This is a genomic window from Amycolatopsis sp. NPDC104775 (assembly GCF_055583325.1).
On sequence record NZ_JBVJOE010000012.1, the window covers coordinates 158956 to 182958 of the forward strand.

A 24003-nucleotide genomic window follows, 5' to 3' on the forward strand; every position below is an offset into this window, starting at 1 on the left:
GGTCGGGTGGGGTGGGTTTGTGGCTGGGTGTTCTGGGGGAAGAGGGGCCGTTCCCCCCCCCCCCCCCCCCCCGAACCGCAGGGAAGGCTTCGTATCGGGGTGCAGGGTGGGGAGTGGCTGCCTGGACCGGTTGGGTGGGGCGGTGGTGGTTTTAGGGATGGGGGCTAGCGCCCCAATGCGGCGTTCGGTGCATCTGACGCACCCGCCAAGGCCGTATTCGGGGCGTCGCGGGGGCGTGAGGGTGGCCCTCACGGGCGGTTGAGCGTCGTTGTCGCCCCTCCGTTCGGCGGTAGTGGGGCTCTTCGCTGTGTGACAGAGTCGCTCGCGTTGTCACGGCGAATGTGAGAGACCTTCGTGTTCTGCTCTGGCGTTGTTCACCGGGCGGTCATGCGTGTTCGGGAGCGTGCCAGGGCACGGGCGGGAGAGGGCGGGGAGTGAGAACGATGGCGGAACTGACCAGGCGGGCGTTCACCACCGCGGGTGCGGCTGGAGTGGGGTTGCTGCTGTGCACTCCGACGGCCAATGCGCTGGATCGCGCGTTGAGGCGGACTAGCCAGCGGGCTGTCCGGACTGCTGGGACCACGCTTGACCAGGCCGCTTCCGGCGCGTCGACGGGGTATTCGCGGCTGTCCGCTGGGCCGGGGTGGCCGGTCGCTGTTCGGACGGATCTTGTCGAGGGCAAGTCTGGGCGCGATGATCGGCGGACTGCGCTTGGGTCGTTCGTGCAGTTCACTGACCTGCATATCACCGACACCGAATCGCCTGCTCGATTCGAGTATCTGCATCCCTTCGTCGGGTCCGCGCATCGGCCGCAGGAGACGTTGGGGACGGTTGCGACCAGTGCGCTCGTCAAGCGGGTCAACAGTCTCCGGGCGGGGCCGTTCACTGGGCGGCAGTTCGACTTCGTGATGACCACCGGGGACAACACCGACAACCACGAACTACTCGAGCTCGATTGGTTCCTCACGACGCTCAACGGCGGCGCGATCACGCCCAACTCCGGTGACCCGAACCGCTACGAGGGGGTTCAGGCTTCTGGCAATCCGGAGTTCTGGAACCCGGGCACGCCGCTCGCCGACGACTACACCAAGAAAGGGTTTCCGCAGATCCCGGGCTTGCTTGAGGCCGGGATCGCGCCGTTCACCGCACCGGGGCTGAATCTGCCGTGGTACTGCACGTTCGGCAATCACGACGACAGCGTCGTCGGCACGCTGCCAGAGGGAATTCCGGGCATCGAGGGCTGGTACACCGGGAAATACAAGGTCATCGGCAAGGACGAGAGCAGCGCGCGCAAGCTCGGCACGGCCATCCAGAACGGTCAGAACGTGCCGCTCAGCGAGTTGTTCGGCGGGGGCACCATTCGCGAGGTCACGCCGGATCCGCGGCGGCGTCCGTTCAGCACATCGGAGTTCGTCAAGGCGCATCTGGCCGCGAAGAACACCGGGCCGGGGCCGGTCGGGCACGGTTTCACCGACGCCAACTCCGACGGTCTCAACGTTTACTACACCTTCCGGATCGCTCCCGGCGTCACCGGAATCAGCCTCGACACCACCACCCAGGGCGGGTTCGCCGACGGGTCGATTGGGCTCGCGCAGTTCAACTGGGTCGAGTCGACGCTCAAGCGCAACAGCTCGACGTACTACGACTTTTTCGGCCGCAAGGTTACCCACTCCGTCACCGACGAGCTGTTCGTTCTGTTCAGCCACCACACCAGCGGCACCATGGGCAACCTCCTGCCCGACGCGCGCCACCTGCTGGACCCGCGACTGAACGGCGACACGTTCGTCGCGATGCTGCAGCGCTTCCCGAACGTCGTGGCGTGGGTCAACGGGCACACGCACCTCAACAAGATCACCCCGCACGTCGGCAAAACCCCGGCGCAGAGCTTCTGGGAGATCAACACCGCCAGCCACATCGACTTCCCGCAGCACGCGCGGATCATCGAGCTGGCCGACAACCACGACGGCACGCTGTCGGTGTTCACCACGCTCATCGAGGCCGACGCCCCGTACGCCGTGGACTACTCCGCCCGCACCCCCGAGGCGCTCGCCTCGATGTACCGCGAGTTCTCCTACAACGACATCCACGTGAGCCTCAGCCGCGTCGGCGAGGCGGGCGACCGCAACACCGAGCTGCTGCTGACCAATCCGCTCAGCTGATTACCCGCGAGGTAATCGACGCCACGCGTCCGGCTGCGGTTGACTGCTCGGCATGACCGACGTCGAAGGCACGCAGCTGTTCCACCAGACGATGCCGTTCAGCGAGCGGCTCGGCATCGAGGTGCTGGAGCACGGCCCGGACCTGGTCCGCAGCCGGATCGCGTGGGACGAATCGCTGTGCACGCTCGGCGGCGTGCTGCACGGAGGCCTCCTGATGGCGCTGGCCGATTCGACCGGCGCCGTCTGCGCGTTCCTCAATCTTCCCGAGGGCGCGCAGGGCACGACGACGCTGGAGTCCAAGACGAACTTCCTGCGCGGCGTCCGTTCGGGGTACGCCACTGCGTCGTCCAGACCACTGCACGCCGGTCGCCGCGTCGTGGTCGTCGAAACCGAAATCCACGACGACGACGGCAAGCTCGCCGCGAAAATCACCCAGACGCAAGCAGTGCTGTAGCGACGGCTCTTTACTTACCCGCGCCGGAAGGCGAAAATCCTTGGCTACGACTTGGGGTCTGGGGATGGAGCCGGAATGCGGATTCGCGGGTTGGTCACGTTACTGTCCATCGTCATGCTCACGGCTGGTGCGGCACAGGCCGCCGCGGAACCGCGGCACGCGCGTAACGACGAAGCCATCGACTACCACGAATGGTCGTCCGGCTCGTTCTTCGCGGGCAGGCTCGACGGGCTCGGCTTCGGCTACGGCGGCCTGCGGATCACGCAGCCCATCGGCAGCGTCGCGCACACCGAACCGGGCCTCGGCACCACGCGCACCTACGACTACGGCACCTGGACGTCGCCGCGGTACCGGCAGGGCTTCGACGCGACGCAGCTGATCGCGTCGTGGAACGCGCGCACCCCGGCGAAGACGTGGCTGGAGGTGCAGGCGCGCGGCCGGACTTCGGCTGGAACCGAAACCACGTGGTACACCATGGGCCGCTGGGCCAGCGGGGACGCCGACATCCACCGCACCAGCGTCGACGGGCAGAGCGACGACAACGCCTCGGTCGACGTCGACACGCTCGCCACCAAAGCCGGCGTCACGCTGCGCTCGTACCAGCTGCGCGTGACCCTCTACCGCGAGCAGGGTTCGCCGACCACGCCGACGCTGTCCTCACTCGGCGCGATGACCTCGAACGTCCCCGACCGGTTCGATGTCCAGACCACCAAGCCCGGCCGGGCACGCGGGATCGAGCTGAAGGTGCCGCCGTTCGCCCAGAACATCCACAAAGGACAGTTCCCGCAGTACGGCGGCGGCGGAGAGGCCTGGTGCAGCCCGACGTCGACCGAGATGGTCGCCGAATACTGGGGCCGCAAGCCGACCGCGCAGCAAATGGACTGGATCCCGGCGGACTACCAGGACCGCTCGGTCGTCTACGCCGCGCGCGGCACCTACGACTACGCGTACGACGGCACCGGAAACTGGCCGTTCAACACCGCGTACGCCGCTTCGCTCGGGTTGCGCGGCCACATCACGCGGCTGCACGACCTCAATGAGCTCGAGGGCTACATCGCACGCGGCATCCCGGTGATCACCTCGCAGTCTTTCCTCTCCAGCGAACTCGACGGCGCGGGCTACGGCACGGCGGGGCATCTGATGGTCGTGGTCGGGTTCACCCAGGCGGGCGATGTGATCGCGAACGACCCGGCGTCGAGCTCCGACGGCCGCGTGCGCACGGTGTACAAGCGCGACCAGTTCGAGAAGATCTGGCAGCGCACGAAACGGCACACCGAGAGCGGCGCGGTGGCTAGCGGGCCGGGCGGAGTGGTTTATCTGATCACGCCGTAATCCGCTGGTCCGCCTTGCGATTCCGGCGCTACAGTGCCGCCCGTGAGCGAGCCCTCGGACACTTTGACCGACCCCCGCGAGCTGCTGCTCGCTTACCTCGACTACTACCGGGCCACCCTGCTGCGCAAGCTTGACGGCCTGCCCGACGACGAGCTGCGGACCAGCAGGCTCCCCTCCGGCTGGACCCCGCTCGAGCTGCTCAAGCACCTCGCGTTCGTGGAACGACGGTGGCTGCGCTGGGGCTTCATGGCCGAGGACGTGGATCCGGTCTGGGGCGAGACCGATCCCGAGACCGGAAAGTGGTCGGTCGGCGCGGACGAATCGGCGGAGTCGGTTCGGGCTCTCTTCCTGGAGGAATGCGCGGCGTCCCGGACGATCGTGTCCGGTGCGCAACTCCAGGACATCGCACGCGGCGGCGGTCGTTTCGACTCTCCGGAGCAGCCCCCGGCGTTGAGCTGGATCCTCTTCCACCTGCTTCAGGAGTACGCCCGGCACGTCGGCCAGCTCGACGTGGTCCGCGAACTCGCCGACGGCGCGACCGGCGAATAGCGCACCGTTCCAGGCTATGGCGATATGCGCATGATCCGTGGTTAGCTGCCCGCGAGAACGCCGTCGCGGGTGAAGGGGTGTGCGCATGCCGTACGAGGTCCAGGGAGTCGTGTCGCGGGCCAAGGGTGAGCCGGTCGCGCTGGAGACTGTGGTGGTGCCGGATCCCGGACCGGGCGAAGCCGTAGTGTCGGTGCAGGCTTGCGGGGTCTGCCACACCGACCTGCACTATCGCGAGGGCGGCATCAACGACGAGTTCCCGTTCCTGCTCGGGCACGAGGCCGCGGGGCGAGTGGACAAGGTCGGCGCGGGCGTCACCGATCTCGCGCCCGGCGATTACGTGATCCTCAACTGGCGCGCGGTCTGCGGAACCTGCCGGGCGTGCAAGCGGGGCAAGCCCTGGTACTGCTTCTCGACTTTCAACGCCGAGCAGCCGATGACGCTCACCGACGGCACGAAGCTGTCCCCTGCGCTGGGCGTCGGCGCGTTTCTCGAGAAGACTCTCGTCCACAGTGGACAGTGCACCAAGGTCGACGAGCGGGCCGAACCCGCGGTCGCCGGGTTGCTCGGCTGCGGTGTGATGGCCGGGCTGGGCGCGGCGATCAACACCGGCGCGGTCGGGCGCGGCGATTCGGTCGCGGTGATCGGCTGCGGCGGCGTCGGCGACGCGGCTATCGCGGGCGCGCGGCTCGCCGGGGCGACCACGATCGTCGCGATCGACACTGACGACCGGAAACTCCAGTGGGCCAAGGACTTCGGGGCCACGCACACGGTCAACAGCCGCGGCCTGAGCGAGGAGGACGTGGTCACCGCGATGCAGGACGCGACGAACTCGTTCGGCCCGGATGTCGTGATCGACGCGGTCGGGCGTCCGGAGACCTGGCGGCAGGCGTTCTACGGCCGCGACCTCGCCGGCACCGTCGTGCTGGTCGGCGTGCCCACGCCGGACATGAAGCTCAACGACCTGCCGCTGATCGACTTCTTCTCGCGCGGCGGTTCGCTGAAATCGTCGTGGTACGGCGATTGCCTGCCGTCGCGGGACTTCCCGATGCTCGTCGACCTCTACCTGCAGGGCAGGCTGCCGCTGGACAAGTTCGTCACAGAGCGGATCGGTGTCGACGGCGTGGAGCAGGCTTTCGAGCGAATGCACCACGGCGACGTGCTGCGCAGCGTGGTGGAGTTCTGATCCTTTTCGCCGACGCGGACTATCCGGCCGACCCGTACCCGGGCACGCGGCCAGACTGCTCGTACGTGCACCTCGACGGCGCTGGCCACGCGTTGGACACCGCGCCGCCGGGGTGGCGTTCGCGCACGCCGGTGCTGGCGTACGGATCGAACGCGTGCCCGTCGAAAATCACCTGGCTGCGCACCCAGCTCGGCCTGACCGGACCGGTCGTGGCGGCTCGCGTCCAGTGCACCGGGCTCGCCGCGGTATGGGCCGCCGGACTGCGCCAGCGCGACGGCCAGCGTCCGGCAACGCTCACCGCGCTGCCGGGCGTGACGGAAGACCACTTCGTCTGGTTCGCGACGCCGGAACAGCTGGCCGTTCTGGATGTCTGTGAGGGACGCGGGAATCGGTACGACCTGGCGATGCTGGAGCGGGCCGACATCCGGCTGGACGGCGTGCTGCTTTCCGGAGTGCACGCTTACGTCGGCGCCGCGCCGATCCGATATCCGTTGCTGGTCAACGGTTCCCCGGTCCGCGTCGCCGACGTCTCCCAGGCGGACGCGGCATCGCTCACCGGTGTACCGGCGGCGGGGCACGGCCTTGCTTGCACCGTCCTGCCGCCGGAGCGCACCTTTAGCTGACTGGTTCAGCCGAGCAGTTTTCCGGGATTCATGATCCCGGTCGGGTCCACCGCGGACTTCGCCGCGCGCAGCACGTCCAGCCCGATCCGGCCGATCTCCGCCTCCAGGTACGGCGCGTGGTCGACGCCCACCGCGTGGTGGTGGCTGATCGTGCCGATGCCGGTGATAGCCTCGCAGGCCGCCGCTTTCGCGCGCTGCCACTGTCCAACGGGATCACGGTCGTCGCGCGAGGTCAGCACGGTGAAGTACAGCGACGCGCCGGTTTCGTAGGCGTGCGAAACGTGGCACATCACGATCGCCCGGCCCAGCGACGCCACCAAAGCCGCGCGCACGGCGTCGTGCAGTTCGTCCAAATTGGACCAATAGGCGGCGGTCTCCAGGGTTTCCACGCAGACGCCGAGGTCCAGCAAGGCGTCCCGCTGCCGTGGTCCGGAGAACCGGCCGTGCCGCCACGATTCGCCGAGCACTTTGCCGATCCGCAACGCACCCGAGCAGCGCAGCATCGCTGACGTCCGCTTGCGGCGGCGCGCGACGTCGCCTTCCCAGCCGACGATCAGCAGGCACGGATTCTTGATTCCGCGGGCCGCCAGGTACGTCTTCAACGCCGTGGTCTTGAGCCCGGCGTTGAGCGAGAACGACACGTTCGTCTCGTCCACATCGGACAGCCGGGTGACGTCCGCCAGAGCATGATCCTGCGCGAGTTTCCGCACCGTCGCCGCGCCAGCTTCCCAGCCGTCGACGATCCAGCCCTCGTAATGCCGCTGTTCCGGCAACGGCCGGACCCGCAGGGCGACTTCGGTGATCACGCCGAGCGTGCCTTCGCTGCCGACCGCGAGCTGCCGGAGATCTGGTCCGGCCGCGGACGCGGGCGCGACGCCGAGCCGCCACTCCCCCTTGGGCGTGGCCAGCCGGACTCCGGCGACCATGTCCTCGAACCGGCCGTAACCGGACGACGCTTGCCCGGCCGAACGCGTAGCCGCGAACCCGCCGATGGTCGCGCGCTCGAACGACTGCGGCACGTGGCCGAGGGTGTATCCGTGCGCCGCGAGCAGCCGTTCCGCCTCCGGACCGCGCACACCCGCCTGCAGCACCGCGATCCGCGACACCGGGTCCACCGACACCAGCTCATCGAGCCGCATCAGGTCCAGCACGACTACCGCCGACTTGTCCCCGCGCAGCGCCGCGACCCCGCCGACCACCGAGGTGCCGCCGCCGAACGGGACCACGCCGATGTCGTGCCGCACGCAGAGGTCCAGCACGGCCTGCACCTGGTCCGGGTCCGCGGGCAGCAGCACCGCGTCGGGCACCGGCACCTCGTCCCCGGCCCGCGCGTGCAGAAGGTCCAGATAGGACAGACCGCCGGTGCGGCCGAGCCGTTCCGCCGGATCGACGAGCACGTGGTCCGCGCCGAGAAGTTCCTCGAATTCGGTACGGACGGGCACAGTCAGCGCGGACTCGGCGACTGGGCCGACAGCGCCGGTTTTCCCGCCTCGATCCAGGCCGACCTGGCCGATACGCTGGCCAAGCCACCGGACCGCGCGGTCGGGCAGACCGGCCGAGGCCGCGCCCTGCTCGGTCCACGAACGCCGGACGCGGTGGTTGATGAGATCGCTCACGACTACAGTGTGACACATGGACGTCAAACGTCACTCCCGACCGGGAGCGGCCCCCTCCGCACTCGCGGACGCCCGCAGCCGCCCGACCTCGGCCCGCGTCGCCGACGACGAGCTTCTCGACGCCGCGCGCCAGTGCGTGCTCGCGGTCGGCGTCCGGCGCACCACGCTCGCCGAGATCGCCCGAACCGCGCAGGTCAGCCGCATGACGGTGTACCGGCGGTTCCCCGATGTGCGCAGCGTGCTCGCCGCGCTGATGACGCGCGAGTTCAGCGGTCTGCTGCAGCGGGTCAACGAGACCGGCGACCACGCGGCGCACGCGCGCGACCGCATCGTGCACTTGGCGGCGGCCAGCGTCGGCGCGCTGTCGGCCGATCCGCTGTTCCGGACGTTGCTGGACGTCGACGCCGAACTGGTGCTGCCCTACATCGTGGAGCGGCTCGGAGCGACGCAGCACTTCGCCGAGCAGGTGCTCCGGGCGCTGCTCGAAGAGGGCCACCGAGACGGCTCGGTGCGCTTCGCCGAGGTGGGGGCGCAGGCGCGGTCGGTGTTGCTGGTCGTGCAGTCGTTCGCGTTCTCGTTGCGTCCGGCCACCGCGGACGTCGACGAGGCCGCACTGCTCGCCGAATTCCGGCACCTGGTCGAAGCGGGGTTGAAACCATGAGCACCGGATCCCTCAACGCGCGCCGGCGCGAACGCGAACTGTCCCGGCTGGTCGACGGCGAACGGGTCGACGTGCTCGTGGTCGGCGGCGGCGTCACCGGCGCGGGCATCGCGCTCGACGCGGCCGCGCGGGGGCTTTCCGTCGCCTTGGTGGAGGCGCACGATCTCGCGTTCGGCACGTCCCGCTGGTCGAGCAAACTCGTGCACGGCGGTTTGCGGTATCTCGCCAAGGGCGAACTCGGGCTCGCACACGAAAGCGCGGTGGAGCGCGGAATCCTCATGACGCGCACCGCGCCGCACCTCACGCGCGCGATGCCGCAGCTTTTCCCGCTCTATCCCAGCACTTCCGCCGCACAACAGGCGTTGATCGCCACCGGTCTTCGCGCTGGTGACGGGTTGCGGCGGGCTGCGCGTACGCCGTCGTCCGTGCTGCCCGCCCCACGCAAGATTCCCGCTGCTGAGGCGCTCGCCCTGTCCCCCGGCCTCGCTCCTGGTGGACTGCGAGGCGCGCTGCTGGCATACGACGGTGCTTTGGTCGATGATGCGCGTCTGGTGGTGAGCATTGCCCGCACGGCGGCCTTGCTCGGCGCTCGGATTATCCCGCGCCTGTCGGCGGTTTCCCTGTCCGGCAACGAGGCCCGCGTAAGTGACGGCACTTCGGAGTACACGCTCTTCGCACGACAGATCATCAACGCGACCGGCGTCTGGGCGGACACGCTGACTGATTCCGTCCAGCTCCGCCCTTCTCGCGGCTCGCACCTGGTGCTCGCACCGGACACCGTGCGAGTCGGGGCCACGTCGGTCAACATCCCGGTTCCCGGCGAGACCAACCGGTTCGTGTTCCTGCTGCCCCAGCTCGACGGAAGAGTCTATTTAGGACTCACCGATGAACCGGTGTCGGGCGGCGTCCCGGATGTCCCGGCGGTTCCGGAGTCCGATGTGGACTTCCTGCTGTCGACCGCGTCTTCGGTCCTGGACCGCCCGCTGACCGCCGCGGACGTGATCGGTTCCTACGCTGGGTTGCGGCCGCTCGTTTCCGGTTCCGCCGGACGCAGCGCCGATCTGTCTCGCAAGCACGCGGTGATCACCGGCTCCGACGGCGTGCTCACCGTGGTCGGCGGAAAGCTGACGACGTACCGGCGGATGGCCGAGGACGCCGTCGATGCCGCTTTGACACACGCCGGATTGCCCGCAGGCCCTTCCCGCACGGCGAAACTGCCGCTGCTCGGTGCCGCACCACGCTCTCGACTGTCGCTTGTGGACGCTCCAGCCCGGCTGGTGGCCAAGTACGGCACCGAAGCACCCCGCGTCGCGGCATTCGGCGAGCTGGAACCGGAATTCGCCGCCCCGCTGTGCGCGTCGACGGAAATCACCGCGGCCGAGGTGGTGTGGGCCGTCCGCCATGAAGGCGCGACGACGGTTGAGGACGTCCTCGAACGCCGCACTCGGTTGGCCCTCGTTCCCGCCGATGCCGAGGCCGCCCGCGAGCGGGTGGCTGAACTGGTGGAAAAAGCACTGGCCGGACTGTCGTGAAAACCCGGAGAACTCCCGGCAAGGCAGCTTGACGGGTTGTTGGGTTTTTGCAACAGTGCGGTCCATGAGCCCGGTGCGGCGTGGCAGCGAGCTGCCGATCCACAACCGGCTGCCGGTGCTGCGCGCGGAGCGCGGGATGAGCCGGGCGGAACTCGCCGAGGCGGTCGAGGTCAATCCGCAGACGATCGGGGCGCTGGAGCGCGGGGACCATTACCCGAGCCTCGACCTGGCGTTGCGTCTCTGCGCGGTGTTCGGCCTGCCGGTGGAAGCCGTGTTCAGCCGAGCGTCGTTTCCGGATGGGGAGGGGAACGCGTGACGCTGGAGATCGACCGGATCAGCAAGCGGTTCGGTGCGAAAACCGCACTCGACACCGTGAGTTTCACCGCGGTGCCGGGCGAACTGTTCGGCTTTGTCGGCAGCAACGGTGCGGGCAAGACCACCACGATGCGGATCGTGCTGGGAGTGCTGACCGCCGACTCCGGCGAGGTGCGCTTCGGCGGGCAGCCAGTCACGCACGACACTCGCGCACGAATCGGGTATATGCCCGAGGAACGCGGCCTATACCCGAAAATGAGGGTCCTCGACCAGCTCGTCTACCTCGCTGAATTGCACGGTCTCAGCACCAACGACGCCCACCGCGCGGCCGAATTGTGGATCGCGCGGCTCGGGCTCGGGCCGAAACGCAAGGACCGCGTCCAGACGCTCAGCCTCGGCAATCAGCAACGCGTGCAGCTCGCCGCCGCGCTCGTACACGACCCGGCGCTGCTGGTGCTCGACGAACCGTTTTCCGGCCTCGACCCGCTCGCGGTGGACGTGCTGAGCGGGGTGTTGCGCGAGAAGGCGGCAACCGGCGTGCCCGTGGTGTTTTCCAGCCATCAGCTCGACCTCGTGGAGCGGCTGTGCGACCGGGTCGGCATCATTCGCGACGGCCGGATGGTCGCGGTCGGCACCGTGGACGAGCTGACCCGTGACGCCGGACGCCGGCTGGTAGTCACCGCGCCCAACGCGAATTCCGGCTGGGCGGCAACGGTTCCCGGCACCCGGGTGCTCGAAAGCCGGGACGCCACGACCGTACTGGAGCTGTCGCCCGGCGCGGATGACCAGGCCGTGCTCGCCGCCGCGCTGGCCACCGGCCCGGTCACGGAATTCAGCCATCGCCGACGCAGCCTGGCCAACCTGTTCCGCGATTCCGTCGCCACGCCGGGAGCACCTCGATGAGCCGGATCCGTTCCCTCCGCGCGGTGCGGCTCGTGGCCAAACGGGAACTCAACGCCCGGCTCCGCACGCGGTCCTTTGTGGTCAGCACCGCGGTGATGCTGTTGCTGCTGCTGGGATACGTCACACTCCAGGTCTTCCTCACCGCGGACCGGGAGACCACGCGCGTCGCGCTGGCCGGGCAGGCCCAGGGCATCGCCACGCAGCTGGAGAACAACGATCGGCGCCTCAAGATCGTCCTCGTACAGTCCGAATCAGACGGATTGACCCAGGTCCGCGACGGCGACGTCGACGCGCTCGTCTCCGGCAGTGCTTCGCGACCGCGGGTGATCGTTGAGTCCACTTTGGCTCCAAAGCTCCGCGCCACACTGGACAACATCGCGCAGCAACAGGTCTTGGACGCTCAGCTGTACTCCGCGAACCTCGATCCCGCCGCCGTGCACCAAGCGGTCTCCGCTACCCATGCCGACGTACAGGCACTCGAACCAGCGGATCCGCAAGCCGGGACCAAGCTCGCGACCGGAATCGTGGTAGCGATCCTGTTGTACGTCAGCATCATGACCTACGGAATGTTCGTCGCACAGGGCGTGGTCGAGGAGAAATCCAGCCGCGTGGTGGAAATCCTGCTCGCGACGGTCCGGCCGGTGCATTTGCTGCTGGGCAAGGTCATCGGGCTCGGGCTGGTCGGGCTGGCGCAGCTCGCGATCCTCGCCGTGACGGGTTTGGTGGCCGGTGGCGTGTCCGGAGTGCTGTCGCTATCCAGCGTCGCGTTGGGGACGCTCGGCTGGGGATTCGTCTGGTACGTCCTCGGCTTCCTGCTCTACGCCATGCTGTACGGCGCGGCTGGCGCACTGGTGTCACGGCAGGAGGACACGCAGGCGGTCGTCGGGCCGGTGAATATCGCGCTGGTCATCGGGTTCGTCGCCGGGATCAACCTCCTGACGCAAGCACCGCACGGGACGGCGACGCGGATCGTGTCGCTGATTCCGTTGCTGTCGCCGGTGCTGATGCCCGCGCGGATCGCACTCGGGACGGTCGAACCGTGGGAAATCGTGCTGTCCGTGGTGCTGACGGTCGCGCTGATCGCGGTGGTCACCTGGGCAGGCGCGCGGGTGTACCGGAACGGAGTGTTGCGGGTCGGGAGCCGAGTCCGATTGGCCGATGCCTTGCGCCGTTAAGGCACCCAGCCAAGGACGCACACCACGGGTGGCTCTAGGTCGAGCGTTTCCACGCGGAGCTGGGCAAAGCCAGCTTCGGTGAGCAGCCCGGTCAGTTCGTCGGCCGCGGCAGTCGAGGTGACACCAGGAAGACGTGGCTGAGATACCATCGCGACCCGCCCGCCAGGCCGCACCCACCGGGCGAGGTCGCGCAGCCGGGCAACCTGATCCGGCCACATGCCCAGCGTGTTCACGGCCAGCGCGGCATCGAACGACCCTTCGCCGAATGACAGCTTTTCGACCGACGCACACCTCAGACCCACCCGTCCAGCCCGGATCGCGGCCCGATTCCGGTGCTGTGCTTGACGAATCATCACCGTCGAGTGGTCGACCCCGATCACCAGCGCCGCTCGGCCGGCCGCTGCCCCGACGGCCACGCCCGGACCACAGCCGAGTTCCAGAACCCGTTCGGACGGCTGGATGTCGAGCAACCGCACCGCCCAGCGATTGCGGGTCACGTTCGACGAACGCCGTCCCATGATCCAGCCCGCGACGCGCCCCGGAATCCCGGTCGGCCGGTGAAACTGCGCGATCCCGCCGCGCGGACCCCACCAGCGCAGAACGCGGTCGAGCGACCGCTCCGCAACGTTCATGGGGAGAGCGAACCACTTCGAGTACGCTTGAAGTCACATGGCTGCCACCGAGCACACCCTGTCCATCGGCGAGCTCGCCGAGCGCACCGGCGTGCCGACGAGCGCGCTGCGGTATTACGACGAGCTCGGCCTCGTCCGCCCGGCGGAACGCGAAGCGGGCCGACGGCGCTACGCCGAGTCGGCGGTCAAGGACGTCGGTGTGCTGCTCTTCTTTCAAGAAATCGGCTTCACCCTGTCCGAAATCGGCCGTTTCCTCTCCAGCGAACAGCGTGGCCGCCAGGAAATGATCGACGGCAAACTCGCCGAACTCACCGAGCAGCAGCGCCGCATCGAAGTCGCGCGCGTCGCGCTCGAACACGGACGGCACTGCCCGGCCAGCGATCCGTTGAAATGCCCGCGGTTCTGGTCGATCATCGAGGAACGGCAACGCGGCCTGTCGCTGGCGGAAAGCCACGAACGGGCACACCACGCTAAGACCCGGTAATCGCCCCATACCGCTGCAACGCGACCTGCCGTTCCTCCGCGTGGTCCACGATCGGTGCCGGGTAATCCTCCGGACGCTCTTTCAGCACGTGCACCGCTTTCCCCTCCACCCCGCGCAATTCAGGCACATACCGGCGCACGTAATCGCCCTGCGGGTCGAATTTCTGGCCCTGCGTGGTCGGGTTGAAAATCCGGAAGTACGGCGCCGCGTCCGTTCCGGAGCCGGCGACCCATTGCCAGTTCAGCTGATTCGACGCCAGATCTCCGTCCACCAGGTGCTTCATGAAGTGCCGCGCGCCCCACCACCACGGCAAATGCAGATCCTTCACGAGGAAACTCGCCACGATCATCCGGACCCGGTTGTGCATCCAGCCCTCGGCCAGCAATTGCCGCATTCCGGCGTCGACGATCGGGTACCCAGTCCGCCCCTCGCACCACAGCGCGAACATCTCCCGCGCGGTTTTCCCCGTGTCGTAACGCATTCCGTCGAAGCGCTGGTCGTAGTTTCGCCGCGCGGTTTCCGGGCGGTTCCACAGAACGTCGGCGTGAAACTCGCGCCAGCACAGCTCGGAGCGCAACGCCTGGGCGCCTTCGGAGCGTTTCCCGGCCAGGTCGGCCAGCATGGTCCGCGGATGGATCGCGCCCCAGCGCAGATAGGGCGAAAGCCTCGTAGTGCCAGCGTGATCCGGACGATCGCGTTCGGCAGCGTAATCCGAGAGGCCGTCGGAGAGAAACTCCTGCCACACCGCCAGCGCGGCTTCCTCCCCCGCTGGCGGCAGCTCGCATTCCACTTCAGGAGCCTCCGGCAGCGATTCCGAAGAAGAAGGCTTGACCCAGTCCACAATAGACACATTGGTGTCCGCCGGATGAGGCCAGCCGTGCTGGGCCCAAGCGCGAGAGAACGGGGTGAAGACCCGGTACGGGGTGCCGTCCGGCTTGGTGACCCGGCCCGGCGTCACCGCGTACGGAGACCCGGTCGGCACCCACTGAATTCGATGATCCGCCAAGGCTGAGGCCACAGCTTCGTCGCGCTCACGCCCGTAAGGTGCGGTATCCGCGGTGACATGGACTGCCGCCGCCCGGATCTCCCGGGCCGCGGCGACGACCTCCCGCGCGGGATCGCCGCAGCGCACCATCAACCGGCCGGACAATGCTTTGTCCAGTTCCCGCAAGGAATTGAGCAGAAACGCGATCCGCGGCGAACCGGCCGGCTTGAGCAGCCGATCGTCCAGCACGTACAGCGCCAGAATGTGCTTGCTGTGCTTGGCCGCCTCGAACAGCGCGGCGTGGTCTCGCAACCGCAGATCCCGGCGGAACCACAGTACGACCGGCGCTTCCATCGTCATGCCGCCCAACGATAAACGCCCCGCCGCGCGAAGGCACGACGGGGCGTTTCGCTAAGCGGAGGCTCAGCGCTCCGACATCGGGGTGTAGTCCCGGGAGGCGTGGCCGGTGTAGATCTGGCGCGGGCGGCCGATCTTGGTCTGCGGGTCGTTGATCATCTCGCGCCAGTGCGCGATCCAGCCGGGCAGCCGGCCGAGCGCGAACAGCACGGTGAAGAACTTCGTCGGGAACCCGAGCGCGCGGTAGATGAGACCGGTGTAGAAGTCCACGTTCGGGTACAGCTTGCGCTCGACGAAGTAGTCGTCGGACAGCGCGGTTTCCTCGAGCTTCTTGGCGATGTCGAGCAGCTGGTCGCCGCCCTTGAGCTTGCCGAGGATCTCGTCCGCGGTGTTCTTGATGATCTTCGCGCGCGGGTCGTAGTTCTTGTAGACCCGGTGCCCGAAGCCCATGAGCTTGACACCTTTTTCCTTGTTCTTCACGCGGTTGACGAACGTCGCCACGTCGCCGCCGTCGTCGCGGATGCCCTCGAGCATCTCCAGCACCGCCGCGTTCGCACCGCCGTGCAGCGGGCCGAACAGCGCGTTGATGCCCGCGGAAATGCTGGCGAACAGGTTCGCCTCGGACGAGCCGACGAGCCGCACGGTCGAGGTGGAGCAGTTCTGCTCGTGGTCGGCGTGCAGGATGAACAGCAGGTCGAGCGCCTTCGCGATGTCCGGGTCGACCTCGTACGGCTCGGCCGGGAAGCCGAACGTCATCCGCAGGAAGTTCTCCACCAGGCCCAGCGAGTTGTCCGGGTACAGCAGCGGCTGGCCGACGGACTTCTTGTACGCGTACGCCGCGAGCGTCGGCACCTTCGCCAGCAGGCGGATGGTGGACAGCTCGACGTTGGGCTCGTCGAACGGGTTCAGCGAGTCCTGGTAGAAGGTCGACAGCGCGGAGACGGCGCTGGACAGCACCGGCATCGGGTGCGCGTCGCGCGGGAAGCCGGAGAAGAACGCCTTGAGGTCCTCGTGCAGCAGGGTGTGCCGCTGGATCCGCTCGGTGAAGTCGGCCAGCTGGGCCTCGGTCGGCAGCTCGCCGTAGATGAGCAGGTAGGACACCTCGATGAAGGTGGACTTCTCCGCCAGCTGCTCGATCGGGTAGCCGCGGTAGCGCAGGATGCCCGCATCACCGTCGATGTAGGTGATGGCCGACGACGCGGCGCCGGTGTTGACGAACCCGGGGTCGTAGGTGATGTACCCCGTCTGCGCCAGCAGCTTTCCCAGCTCGATCCCCGGCGCGCCCTCGACCGGGTTGACGACCTTGAACTCGTGCTCGCCACTCGGCAGGCGCAGCGTCGCGGTTTCGCCGCCGGACTGCCCCGCATTCGTCGCGTCGGACATGCAGGTCCCTCTCACGTTGGGCACGGGACGGCGGCGCCTGCAGGTTCCGCAGTAGCCACGTGTTCACGCGAGGAAACACGCGCCTCGCTGCACACCGCCCCGCTGGGTATGAATTCATCACTACGCTAGTCGAAGGGTGGGTCAGTCCGCACTCGCTGCGTTGCCCCAAAAGGCCCCATTGGGACCAGATTCACACGGTGGCCGCCATATCCGCGGCGGTCGGCGGCTCCGCTCCGCTGCGGGAGACCGTGATCGACGCCGCTTTCGCCGCATAAGCAAGCGCTTCGGTCCACGCATCGGCGTCGAGTGCGGCCAGGTCGCGCACGGCGCGCTCGTGCAGCCAGGCCAGCAACGCGCCCTGCACGGTGTCGCCGGCGCCGATCGTGTCCGCGACCGCGACCTTGCGGGACGGCACGTGGGCCAGCTCACCGGCCGAAGTGATCACAGACAAGCCGTCCGCGCCCCGGGTGAGCACGACGGCGTCCACACCGGACTCCACCCACGATTTCGCGGCGGCCACCGGGTCGGCTCCTTCGGCGAGCCACGCGGCGTCGTCGTCGGAGATTTTCAGCAGCCGCACGTCGGGCAGCCAGGAGGCGAACCGCGCGCGATAGGCCGCCGGGTCGGCGATGAGCGCCTCCCGGATGTTCGGATCGAGCGCGGTCAGGATGCCCCGCGCGGATTCGCGGCGCAGAATTCGTTCGTACGCGCTCGCGCCGGGTTCCAGCACCATGCCGAGCGTTCCGAGCGACAGTGCGGTGGTTTCCGGCAGCGCACCAGGATCGGACACCAGCCGATCGGCGGTTCCCTCGACGTAGAAGGTGTATTCCGCGGCACCGCGTTCGTCGAGCGCCACGACGGCGAGCGTCGTCGGCTCATTGCCGCGCTGCAGCAACGAAGTGTCGACGTTCGAAGCGGAAAGGCGTTCCACCAAGGCGACGCCGAACCGGTCAGTGGAAACCCGGGACAGGAACGACGCGGGAACGCCGAGCCGGGCCGCCGCGAGCGCCACGTTGTATGGACCACCGCCGAGCCGGGGCAGCAGGGCGCGCAACCCACCGTCCACAGTGGAATCCAATGGTTCACCCGGAACGAGGTCGACCAGCGCCTCTCCACCCACCACGATCACAAGCGGCGAGTGTAGAGGAACCGGTGCTGACAATTCCTGTCCCGATGCGGACAAATCAGTTCTTGTCGAGTCCGCCGAGCAGAAGTTCGCCGAGTGCGGTGAACGCCTCGGCGTCGGACACGTCGGTGCGGCGGCCGAGCACGCCGGTTTGAATGCCCTCGATGATCAGTCCGGTCATTTCGGCCACGAGCCGCGCGTGCACGTCGCGGAACACCCCGTCGGCGACACCCTTGTCGATGAACGCCCGAATCCGGCGCGCGGCGGCGCGGCTGTTGAGCTGATAGGTGTCGCGGGCGGGCGCGAAGGCGGCGATATCGGCCATGAACTCCGGCGACGCCCGATTCAGGTGCTCGGAGACGCCGGAGAGGTACTCGCCGATCAGCTCGCGCGCGTCGTCGATACCCGCGATCCGCTTCTCCAGGCGCTCGGCGGCATCGCGGAAGAAGTGCGCGACGACCTTGACCGCGAGCTGCTCCTTGCTCGGCGCGAGCGCGTACAGCGTCGACTTCGAGCAGCGGAGCCGGGCGGCCAGGTCGTCGAGCGTGAAGCCGGCGAAGCCCTCCGCCAGGAACAACGCCTCGAGGTCGCGCAGCAGCGCTTGCTGCCGCGCGGTGGGCCGGCGACGGGCTTCAGGGGTGGACATCACGTCACTATCTCCTACCGATCAGGGACAGTCCCGCGCCGCATACGGTACTCTCAATCATCCGTCAGTACTGTTTTCAGTACCGCCGCCTGGGAGGAAGCCATGCCGGTCGACCGTCTGCTGCCGACGCCGGAGTCCGAGGACCTGCTCGCCCTCGTCACGGAAATCGCCCGTGACGAGCTGAAACCGCGCGCCGCGGCCGGCGAGGAGGCCGAGGAGTTCCCGCGCGAGCTGTTCACGCTGATGGGCAAGTCCGGTCTGCTGGGCCTGCCGTACTCGGAGCGCTGGGGCGGGGCCGAGCAGCCGTACGAGGTCTACCTGCAGGCGCTGGAAGAGATCGCTGCCGCGTGGATGAGCGTCGGCGTCGGCCTGTCGGTGCACACGATGTCCTGCTACGCACTCGCCAACTACGGCACGGAGGAACAGCAGGACCGCTGGCTGCCGGACATGCTGGGCGGCTCGCTGCTCGGGGCGTACGCCCTGTCGGAAACGCACGCCGGTTCGGACGCAGCCGCGCTGTCCACCCGCGCGCGGCTTTCCGAGGACGAGTACGTCGTCAACGGCACGAAAGCGTGGATCACTCACGCTGGGGTCGCGGACTTCTACACGACCATGGTCCGCACCAGCGACGACGGCGGCCACGGCATCTCATGTCTGCTTGTCGACTCATCGACCCCGGGTCTCTCGGCGGCCCCGCGCGAGCGGAAAATGGGCCTCACCGGGTCCCCGACGGCGCAGATGTTGTTCGAGGACGCCCGCGTCCCGGCCGATCGCCTCATCGGCGGCGAGGGCTCCGGGTTGAAGATCGCGCTGGCGTCGCTCAGCTCGGGGCGGCTCGGGATCGCCGCGTGCGCGGTGGGCCTGGCGCAGGCAGCCCTGGACGAGGCCGTGGAGTACGCGAAGGGCCGTACGCAGTTCGGCCGCCCGATCGTGGATTTCCAGGGCATGGAATTCCTGCTCGCCGACATGGCGGCGACGGTGGAATCAGCCCGCGCGACCTACCTGGACGCGGCCCGCCGCCGCGACAGCGGGCTGGACTTCCAGCGTCAGTCGTCAATCGCGAAGCTGGTGGCGACGGACGGCGCGATGAAGGTGACCACGGACGCGGTCCAGGTGCTCGGCGGCGCGGGGTACACGAAGGACTTCCCGGTGGAGCGGTACATGCGGGAGGCGAAGGTGCCGCAGATCTTCGAGGGGACGAACCAGATTCAGCGAATGGTGATCGCGCGGTCGTTGAAGAACGCCTAGTCCTGCTGGTCGTCGTAAGCCACGCGGGCGGCCTGCACGCGGCCCGCGTTGGCTTTCGACCAGTCCGCGATCGCACCGGTCAACGCGCCGATCTCCAGGCCGAGCTCGGTGAGCGCGTACTCCACGCGCGGCGGAATCGTCGGATAGATCGTGCGGCTGACCAGACCGTCGCGCTCGAGGTTGCGCAACGCCTGGGTGAGTGATTTCTGCGTCACGCCCTCGACGCCGCGACGAAGCTCGGTGAACCGGAGTGGTCGTTCGCACTGCCGGAGCAGGCCGAGGACGTAGAGCGTCCACTTGTTCCCCAGCACGTCCATCACGGTGCGCGAGGGACAGTCTTTCGCATACTTGGTATCCATCGGGTACCTATGGATCGTCGAGGTGCCTTCTTCACAAACGATACCGGTGGCGCGCAGGATCGTCGGATGATCTTGGTTACCGGAGCTACTGGCAAAGTGGGGCGCGAGACCGTCCGGCTGCTCGGGCACGTGCGGACGCTCGTCCGCACCCCAGCAGGCGGCACCGATGAGGTACTCGGCGATTTCGACCGGCCGGACACCCTCGACGCGGCTCTGCGCGGAGTGGACACGCTCGTCCTGATCGGACCCGCCGTCGCGGATCAGCAAATCGCGGTGGTGGATCGTGCTGTCGCGCATGGGGTGGAACACGTGGTTCGGCTTACGAATCACCAGGCCTATGCCGATTCCCCGGTCGCGCGACGGCGGGAGCACGCGCGGATCGATGCCCACCTCAAGACGTCGGGGATGAGGTACACGTTGCTTGCGCCGAACTTCTTCCTGCAGAACCTGCTGACGCTCGCTCCGGCCGTCACTCGGACTGGCGGGTTTTCCTTGTCGGCGGGCGAGGGCGAGATTGGAATGATCGACGCGCGGGATGTCGCCGCTGTGGCTGCCGAGGTCGCGCGGACTCCGGCCGAGCATGCAGGGCGGACGTATGTGCTGACTGGGCCGGAGCTGGTCACGTTCGCCGATGTCGCGCGGGAGTGGGCTTCGGCGACGGGACGGCCGGTGGCGTACCGAAGTGTTTCGACGGAGGCGCATCTCGCGGAGATGATGGAAAACGGGGTGCCTGAGGCGGAGTCGAACGCGCAGGTTTTCTCGCTGCTCGCGCAGGGCGACGGGGCTTGGTTGAGCGGGGATTTCACTGCGGTCACCGGGCGCGCACCGCGGGGGTTGCGGGCGTTTTTGACGGAGCAATTTTCCGGAGAACTAAGCCGCACATGATCAACCCGGCGGCGAAACATGGCTCTTCGTGTTGATACGGTTACTGACAGTCTCACGGCAGGCGTGAGACAATGCCGGTGACGTGAGGAGACGCTGTGACAGCACTTCCCGAGCCGACGCGTGGTGAATTCCCCTGGGAGATCCCGGATCACCTGCTGTCGATCGAGGAATACGCGGCCCTCGGTGAAACCGACTCCGGCTTCACTGAGCTTGTGGAGGGCCGCCTCGTGATGTCACCCAGTCCGTCGAGACGCCACAACAAGGCGGCTTATCGAATTGTCCAAGCGCTGGAGCCACAGCTTCCGGCCGACCTCGATTTCAACCTTGACGTCGACATCGACCTAGGATTCGCACCGCCTGGGGAAGCCGGTTCGGCCCGCCGCCCGGACATCATCCTCACCTACCGCGAAGCCAACGAACGAGTGGACCGCGAGCAGGCGATGTTCCGCGCCGACGAGGTCGTCGTGGTGATCGAGCTCGTGTCACCCGGCTCGAAGCGCACCGACTACGTCACGAAACACGACGAGTACGCCGACGCCGGGATCCCGTTCTACTGGATTGTCGATCTCAGCAGCCCGGTCTCCCTCGTCGCCTGCCACCAGGCCGGGGAGCTCGGCTACCAGGACGCCCCCGCCGTCACCGGGAAATTTCGCACCACCGAGCCGTTCCCGGCCGAACTCGACCTCACCACGCTGTTTAATTGAGGCACCCCGCCCTCCCCTCGCGGAGCGCCTCAAGCCGTCAGCGAGTTTCCCGGTACCGCCGATCCTTCGACACGCCCTCGCCGGTCGTCTCGTCGAAGTGGTAGACCTCCTGGCCCCGCACGAACACCCGCATCGCGCGGTTCATCACGTCCAGCGGGTCGCCCGACCACAGCACCACGTCCGCGTCCAGGCCGGGCGTCAGCGTGCCGATCCGGTCGTCCAGGCCGAGCATCTGCGCCGGGTGCAGGGTCAGCGCCTTCAGCGCGGTCTCCGGGTCAAGACCGTCCTTCACCGCCAAAGCGGCTTGATACACCAGGAAGTTGATCGGAATGACCGGGTGGTCCGTGGTGATCGCGATCTTCACCCCGGCCCGCGCGAGGATTCCCGCTGAGCGCAGGGTTCGGTTGCGCAGTTCCACCTTGGACTTCGTGGTGAACAGCGGGCCGAGGATCACCGGGACGTCGCGTTCGGCCAGCAGGTCGGCGATCAAATGCCCCTCGGTGCCGTGGTTGATCACCAGTTTGTAGCCGAATTCGTCGGCGAGCCGGATGGCGGTCACCATGTCGTCGGCGCGGTGCACGTGCTGGTCCCAGTACAGCTCGCCGTCCAGGACCTTCGCCAGCGTTTCGTTGGTCAGGTCCGTTTCGAACGGCTTGCCCTCGGCCAGCGTGTGGTCGCGCTTCGCCTGGTAGTTGCGCGCCTTCGTGAACGCCTCGCGCAGGATCGCGGCAACGCCGAGCCTCGTCGACGGCGTGACCTTCTTCTCGCCGTACACCCGTTTCGGGTTCTCGCCCAGCGCGCTCTTCACGCTCACCTGTTCGGCGAACGTCATGTCCAGAATGGAGCGACCCCAGGTCTTCACGCCGATGGTCTGCCCGCCGATCGGGTTGCCCGATCCCGGTTTGATCACCACGCTCGTGACGCCGCCGGCCAGCGCGTCGTCGAAGCCCGGCTCGTACGGGTCGATCCCGTCGACCGCGCGGAAGCGCGCGCCGTTCGGGTCGGTCATTTCGTTGGTGTCGTTGCCCGCCCAGCCTTCGCCGTCCTCGTGGACGCCGAGGTGCGCGTGCGCGTCGATGAATCCCGGCAGGACCCAGCTGCCGGACGCGTCCACCAGTTCCGCATCCTCCGGCACCTCGACGTCGGCCTCAGTCCCGACGTGGGTGATCCGGCCGTCTTCGATGAGCACGGTGCCGCCCTCGATGGGAGCGGCGCCGACGGGGACCACATAGCCCCCGACAATCGCCTTGTAAGCCATAGTTTGACACGCTAACGAACTCACCGGGGTTCGCGCATCCGGGGTTTTTCCAGGTGCACCAACTGATAGTCCGCTTCCGGTGATCGATGCGTCTCGCGGTAACCGAGCTTTCGGTACAAATAGAGCGGTCCGGTCGAACGTTCTCCGGTGAACAGCCGCAACACCGTCACCTCCGCCGGGGCCGCCTCCTCCGCGGCCGTCAGCAGCGCGGAACCGAGTCCCTCGCCTTGCCGATCCGGCGCCACCACGAGCCGGCCGATCTCGCCGACCGGACCGTCCACTCGCATCCGCACGCTCGCCACGAGCCGGCCGCCGTCGCGGAAACCCCAGACCATGATCGACGGGTCGGCCAGCGCCGCGCGCACGTGGTCGAGGGTGTCCGTCAACGGCGGCAGGTCGAAGTTCTGGTACGCCCGCGCTTCGGCGAGATACGCCGCCTGCTGCAAGGTCAGCAGCTCACCCGCGGCAGTGCCGGTCAGCAGCTCGAGGTTCACGGCACCCGGATTCCCCAGCTGCCCGTCCACGACGTGGCCGGTTCCAGTTCGATCAGGTCGGTGCGGGTGTTGAGCGCGTCCGCCGGGCAGGTCATCGGCTCGATCGCCACCGCGCGGCCGCGGCCGACCAGGTCGTCCGGCGTGAACACCTGCACCCAGCGGAAGTCCGGGCCGGTCCAGACCACCAGCTGCCGGTCGCCGTGGGACAGCACGTAATGGTGGGTGCCGTCGGCGGCGAGTTCGATCCCGCCGAACGCCGTGTCCAGGTTGACGCCCTCCAGCAGACGCCCCTGGCGGAAGTCGTATTCGGTGCCCTCGACGTCCTGCTCGTCCGCGTACGGCATCTGCTGATCGCCCTCGTACGGCCGGACGCGAGTGGCGGGCAGGGTGAGGGTCAGCTCGTCGGTGGGCGCGTCGCCGATCCGGAAGTACGGGTGGGTCCCGACGCCGACGCCGATCGGCTTCTCCCCCTCGTTGCGGATCTCGTGCGTGACGACGAGTTCGCGCGGCTGCAGGTCGTACGTGATGGTCGCGCGCAGCGGGACCGGCCAGCCGGGCTGGGTCTCGACGTCGATGGCCAGCGTGATGGACGTTTCCGCGTGCTCCAGCAGCTCCCACTCCAGGTGCCGGGTCAGGCCGTGGATGGCGTTGCCGCGCGCTTCCTCGGTGATCTCCAGCTGTTGCTCTTCACCCTCGAACTCCCACTTGCCGCCCTTGGTCCGGTTTGGCCACGGCAGCAGCACCTGGCCGAGGCCCTTCGGCGGCTTCTCGTCCTCGGCGAACGTCTCGACATACGGCACTCCGCTGATCTCGAACGCACGCAGTCCGGCACCGATCTCGGTGATGACGGCGCGCGCGTTGCCGCGGGTGATCTCGAACTGCTCTCCGGTGGGGTTCGCCATGGCGCTGAGGTTACCGATCGCCGGAGACGAGCGGGCAG

General features: G+C 68.0%; 25 protein-coding genes. 15 read left to right on the forward strand and 10 right to left on the reverse strand.

Features of this window, described 5'->3' with window-relative positions; translation table 11 throughout:
- Window positions 1-443 precede the first annotated feature (443 nt).
- The 6 genes from ACZ63D_RS38030 (at window position 444) to ACZ63D_RS38055 (ending at window position 6300) form a co-directional block, all read left to right on the forward strand.
- Window positions 444-2159, forward strand: coding sequence for a TIGR03767 family metallophosphoesterase (locus tag ACZ63D_RS38030; RefSeq protein WP_465359167.1), 1716 nt, complete (start codon window positions 444-446; stop codon window positions 2157-2159).
- Window positions 2160-2211: 52 nt separating this feature from the next.
- On the forward strand, window positions 2212-2613 hold the full coding sequence (locus tag ACZ63D_RS38035; protein WP_465359168.1) for a PaaI family thioesterase: 402 nt from the start codon (window positions 2212-2214) through the stop codon (window positions 2611-2613).
- A gap of 75 nt (window positions 2614-2688) precedes the next feature.
- A complete protein-coding gene (locus ACZ63D_RS38040; RefSeq protein ID WP_465359169.1) occupies window positions 2689-3945 on the forward strand; it encodes a peptidase C39 family protein in 1257 nt (418 codons plus the stop codon).
- A 42-nt stretch (window positions 3946-3987) separates the two neighbouring features.
- Entirely contained in the window at window positions 3988-4494 is a 507-nt protein-coding gene (locus ACZ63D_RS38045; RefSeq protein ID WP_465359170.1) for a DinB family protein, read from the forward strand.
- A gap of 85 nt (window positions 4495-4579) precedes the next feature.
- Window positions 4580-5677, forward strand: a complete 1098-nt coding sequence (locus ACZ63D_RS38050; RefSeq protein ID WP_465359171.1) for an S-(hydroxymethyl)mycothiol dehydrogenase — start codon at window positions 4580-4582, stop codon at window positions 5675-5677.
- A gap of 65 nt (window positions 5678-5742) precedes the next feature.
- Complete coding sequence (locus ACZ63D_RS38055) at window positions 5743-6300, forward strand: gamma-glutamylcyclotransferase (protein WP_465359172.1); 558 nt, start codon at window positions 5743-5745, stop codon at window positions 6298-6300.
- Window positions 6301-6305: 5 nt separating this feature from the next.
- Here the strand turns inward: ACZ63D_RS38055 and ACZ63D_RS38060 are convergent, their stop codons facing one another.
- Window positions 6306-7916 (reverse strand): FAD-binding oxidoreductase, encoded by a 1611-nt coding sequence (locus ACZ63D_RS38060; RefSeq protein WP_465359173.1) that lies wholly within the window; start codon window positions 7914-7916, stop codon window positions 6306-6308.
- Window positions 7917-7932: 16 nt separating this feature from the next.
- Between ACZ63D_RS38060 and ACZ63D_RS38065 the strand changes: the two genes are divergently transcribed.
- The 5 genes from ACZ63D_RS38065 to ACZ63D_RS38085 all read left to right on the forward strand — a co-directional run bounded on the left by ACZ63D_RS38065 (window position 7933) and on the right by ACZ63D_RS38085 (window position 12502).
- The gene (locus tag ACZ63D_RS38065; RefSeq protein WP_465359174.1) at window positions 7933-8577 is read left to right on the forward strand and encodes a TetR/AcrR family transcriptional regulator; all 645 of its coding nucleotides are present in this window, start codon (window positions 7933-7935) and stop codon (window positions 8575-8577) included.
- The gene (locus ACZ63D_RS38070; protein ID WP_465359175.1) at window positions 8574-10109 is read left to right on the forward strand and encodes a glycerol-3-phosphate dehydrogenase/oxidase; all 1536 of its coding nucleotides are present in this window, start codon (window positions 8574-8576) and stop codon (window positions 10107-10109) included. The genes ACZ63D_RS38065 and ACZ63D_RS38070 overlap by 4 nt, the downstream gene beginning before the upstream one ends.
- A gap of 64 nt (window positions 10110-10173) precedes the next feature.
- A complete protein-coding gene (locus ACZ63D_RS38075) occupies window positions 10174-10425 on the forward strand; it encodes a helix-turn-helix transcriptional regulator (protein ID WP_465359176.1) in 252 nt (83 codons plus the stop codon).
- Window positions 10426-10427: 2 nt separating this feature from the next.
- The gene (locus ACZ63D_RS38080; protein ID WP_465359210.1) at window positions 10428-11327 is read left to right on the forward strand and encodes an ABC transporter ATP-binding protein; all 900 of its coding nucleotides are present in this window, start codon (window positions 10428-10430) and stop codon (window positions 11325-11327) included.
- Window positions 11324-12502 (forward strand): ABC transporter permease, encoded by a 1179-nt coding sequence (locus tag ACZ63D_RS38085; protein ID WP_465359177.1) that lies wholly within the window; start codon window positions 11324-11326, stop codon window positions 12500-12502. The genes ACZ63D_RS38080 and ACZ63D_RS38085 overlap by 4 nt, the downstream gene beginning before the upstream one ends.
- On the opposite strand, the gene ACZ63D_RS38090 is transcribed toward ACZ63D_RS38085, so the two are convergent.
- Window positions 12499-13134, reverse strand: coding sequence for a class I SAM-dependent methyltransferase (locus tag ACZ63D_RS38090; RefSeq protein ID WP_465359178.1), 636 nt, complete (start codon window positions 13132-13134; stop codon window positions 12499-12501). The genes ACZ63D_RS38085 and ACZ63D_RS38090 overlap by 4 nt on opposite strands.
- 37 nt (window positions 13135-13171) lie before the next feature.
- On the opposite strand from ACZ63D_RS38090, the gene ACZ63D_RS38095 reads away from it, so the two are divergent.
- Complete coding sequence (locus ACZ63D_RS38095) at window positions 13172-13618, forward strand: MerR family transcriptional regulator (protein WP_465359179.1); 447 nt, start codon at window positions 13172-13174, stop codon at window positions 13616-13618.
- Here the strand turns inward: ACZ63D_RS38095 and ACZ63D_RS38100 are convergent.
- The 4 genes from ACZ63D_RS38100 to ACZ63D_RS38115 form a co-directional block, all read right to left on the reverse strand.
- Window positions 13605-14963 (reverse strand): cryptochrome/photolyase family protein, encoded by a 1359-nt coding sequence (locus ACZ63D_RS38100; RefSeq protein ID WP_465359180.1) that lies wholly within the window; start codon window positions 14961-14963, stop codon window positions 13605-13607. The two genes, ACZ63D_RS38095 and ACZ63D_RS38100, sit on opposite strands and share 14 nt — an antisense overlap.
- A 63-nt stretch (window positions 14964-15026) precedes the next feature.
- On the reverse strand, window positions 15027-16343 hold the full coding sequence (locus ACZ63D_RS38105) for a citrate synthase (RefSeq protein ID WP_051166523.1): 1317 nt from the start codon (window positions 16341-16343) through the stop codon (window positions 15027-15029).
- A 190-nt stretch (window positions 16344-16533) separates the two neighbouring features.
- The gene (locus ACZ63D_RS38110) at window positions 16534-17472 is read right to left on the reverse strand and encodes a carbohydrate kinase family protein (RefSeq protein WP_465359181.1); all 939 of its coding nucleotides are present in this window, start codon (window positions 17470-17472) and stop codon (window positions 16534-16536) included.
- A gap of 55 nt (window positions 17473-17527) precedes the next feature.
- Complete coding sequence (locus ACZ63D_RS38115; protein ID WP_037715779.1) at window positions 17528-18115, reverse strand: TetR/AcrR family transcriptional regulator; 588 nt, start codon at window positions 18113-18115, stop codon at window positions 17528-17530.
- Between the two features lie 102 nt (window positions 18116-18217).
- Here ACZ63D_RS38115 and ACZ63D_RS38120 point away from each other — a divergent pair, with 102 nt between their 5' ends.
- Complete coding sequence (locus ACZ63D_RS38120) at window positions 18218-19363, forward strand: acyl-CoA dehydrogenase family protein (protein ID WP_465359182.1); 1146 nt, start codon at window positions 18218-18220, stop codon at window positions 19361-19363.
- On the opposite strand, the gene ACZ63D_RS38125 is transcribed toward ACZ63D_RS38120, so the two are convergent.
- Window positions 19360-19722, reverse strand: coding sequence for a winged helix-turn-helix transcriptional regulator (locus tag ACZ63D_RS38125; RefSeq protein ID WP_465359183.1), 363 nt, complete (start codon window positions 19720-19722; stop codon window positions 19360-19362). The two genes, ACZ63D_RS38120 and ACZ63D_RS38125, sit on opposite strands and share 4 nt — an antisense overlap.
- 66 nt (window positions 19723-19788) lie before the next feature.
- Between ACZ63D_RS38125 and ACZ63D_RS38130 the strand changes: the two genes are divergently transcribed.
- Together ACZ63D_RS38130 and ACZ63D_RS38135 are read left to right on the forward strand one after the other, a co-directional pair.
- Window positions 19789-20607: an NmrA family NAD(P)-binding protein gene (locus tag ACZ63D_RS38130; protein ID WP_465359184.1), complete on the forward strand. Its 819-nt coding sequence runs from the start codon at window positions 19789-19791 to the stop codon at window positions 20605-20607.
- Between the two features lie 95 nt (window positions 20608-20702).
- The gene (locus ACZ63D_RS38135) at window positions 20703-21311 is read left to right on the forward strand and encodes a Uma2 family endonuclease (RefSeq protein WP_465359185.1); all 609 of its coding nucleotides are present in this window, start codon (window positions 20703-20705) and stop codon (window positions 21309-21311) included.
- 37 nt (window positions 21312-21348) lie between these two features.
- Here the strand turns inward: ACZ63D_RS38135 and ACZ63D_RS38140 are convergent, their stop codons facing one another.
- From ACZ63D_RS38140 to ACZ63D_RS38150, 3 genes are read right to left on the reverse strand one after another with little or no spacing between them, the layout of a single operon-like run.
- Window positions 21349-22569 carry an amidohydrolase gene (locus tag ACZ63D_RS38140; RefSeq protein ID WP_465359186.1) on the reverse strand — a complete coding sequence of 407 codons (1221 nt, stop codon included), beginning with the start codon at window positions 22567-22569 and terminating at the stop codon, window positions 21349-21351.
- A 20-nt stretch (window positions 22570-22589) separates the two neighbouring features.
- Window positions 22590-23093, reverse strand: a complete 504-nt coding sequence (locus ACZ63D_RS38145) for a GNAT family N-acetyltransferase (RefSeq protein WP_465359187.1) — start codon at window positions 23091-23093, stop codon at window positions 22590-22592.
- The gene (locus ACZ63D_RS38150; protein ID WP_465359188.1) at window positions 23060-23965 is read right to left on the reverse strand and encodes an aldose 1-epimerase family protein; all 906 of its coding nucleotides are present in this window, start codon (window positions 23963-23965) and stop codon (window positions 23060-23062) included. Before ACZ63D_RS38150 ends, ACZ63D_RS38145 begins: the two co-directional genes overlap by 34 nt.
- Between the last annotated feature and the right edge of the window lie 38 nt (window positions 23966-24003).

What these genes read in the sequence shown, in the direction of transcription:
- ACZ63D_RS38030 (WP_465359167.1), top strand. Translation starts at nt 444, where the DNA reads ATGGCGGAACTGACCAGGCGGGCGTTCACCACCGCGGGTGCGGCTGGA.
- ACZ63D_RS38035 (WP_465359168.1), top strand. Translation starts at nt 2,212, where the DNA reads ATGACCGACGTCGAAGGCACGCAGCTGTTCCACCAGACGATGCCGTTC.
- ACZ63D_RS38040 (WP_465359169.1), top strand. Translation starts at nt 2,689, where the DNA reads ATGCGGATTCGCGGGTTGGTCACGTTACTGTCCATCGTCATGCTCACG.
- ACZ63D_RS38050 (WP_465359171.1), top strand. Translation starts at nt 4,580, where the DNA reads ATGCCGTACGAGGTCCAGGGAGTCGTGTCGCGGGCCAAGGGTGAGCCG.
- ACZ63D_RS38065 (WP_465359174.1), top strand. Translation starts at nt 7,933, where the DNA reads ATGGACGTCAAACGTCACTCCCGACCGGGAGCGGCCCCCTCCGCACTC.
- ACZ63D_RS38070 (WP_465359175.1), top strand. Translation starts at nt 8,574, where the DNA reads ATGAGCACCGGATCCCTCAACGCGCGCCGGCGCGAACGCGAACTGTCC.
- ACZ63D_RS38075 (WP_465359176.1), top strand. Translation starts at nt 10,174, where the DNA reads ATGAGCCCGGTGCGGCGTGGCAGCGAGCTGCCGATCCACAACCGGCTG.
- ACZ63D_RS38085 (WP_465359177.1), top strand. Translation starts at nt 11,324, where the DNA reads ATGAGCCGGATCCGTTCCCTCCGCGCGGTGCGGCTCGTGGCCAAACGG.
- ACZ63D_RS38090 (WP_465359178.1), bottom strand. Translation starts at nt 13,134, where the DNA reads ATGAACGTTGCGGAGCGGTCGCTCGACCGCGTTCTGCGCTGGTGGGGT.
- ACZ63D_RS38095 (WP_465359179.1), top strand. Translation starts at nt 13,172, where the DNA reads ATGGCTGCCACCGAGCACACCCTGTCCATCGGCGAGCTCGCCGAGCGC.
- ACZ63D_RS38100 (WP_465359180.1), bottom strand. Translation starts at nt 14,963, where the DNA reads ATGACGATGGAAGCGCCGGTCGTACTGTGGTTCCGCCGGGATCTGCGG.
- ACZ63D_RS38105 (WP_051166523.1), bottom strand. Translation starts at nt 16,343, where the DNA reads ATGTCCGACGCGACGAATGCGGGGCAGTCCGGCGGCGAAACCGCGACG.
- ACZ63D_RS38115 (WP_037715779.1), bottom strand. Translation starts at nt 18,115, where the DNA reads ATGTCCACCCCTGAAGCCCGTCGCCGGCCCACCGCGCGGCAGCAAGCG.
- ACZ63D_RS38120 (WP_465359182.1), top strand. Translation starts at nt 18,218, where the DNA reads ATGCCGGTCGACCGTCTGCTGCCGACGCCGGAGTCCGAGGACCTGCTC.
- ACZ63D_RS38125 (WP_465359183.1), bottom strand. Translation starts at nt 19,722, where the DNA reads ATGGATACCAAGTATGCGAAAGACTGTCCCTCGCGCACCGTGATGGAC.
- ACZ63D_RS38130 (WP_465359184.1), top strand. Translation starts at nt 19,789, where the DNA reads ATGATCTTGGTTACCGGAGCTACTGGCAAAGTGGGGCGCGAGACCGTC.
- ACZ63D_RS38140 (WP_465359186.1), bottom strand. Translation starts at nt 22,569, where the DNA reads ATGGCTTACAAGGCGATTGTCGGGGGCTATGTGGTCCCCGTCGGCGCC.
- ACZ63D_RS38150 (WP_465359188.1), bottom strand. Translation starts at nt 23,965, where the DNA reads ATGGCGAACCCCACCGGAGAGCAGTTCGAGATCACCCGCGGCAACGCG.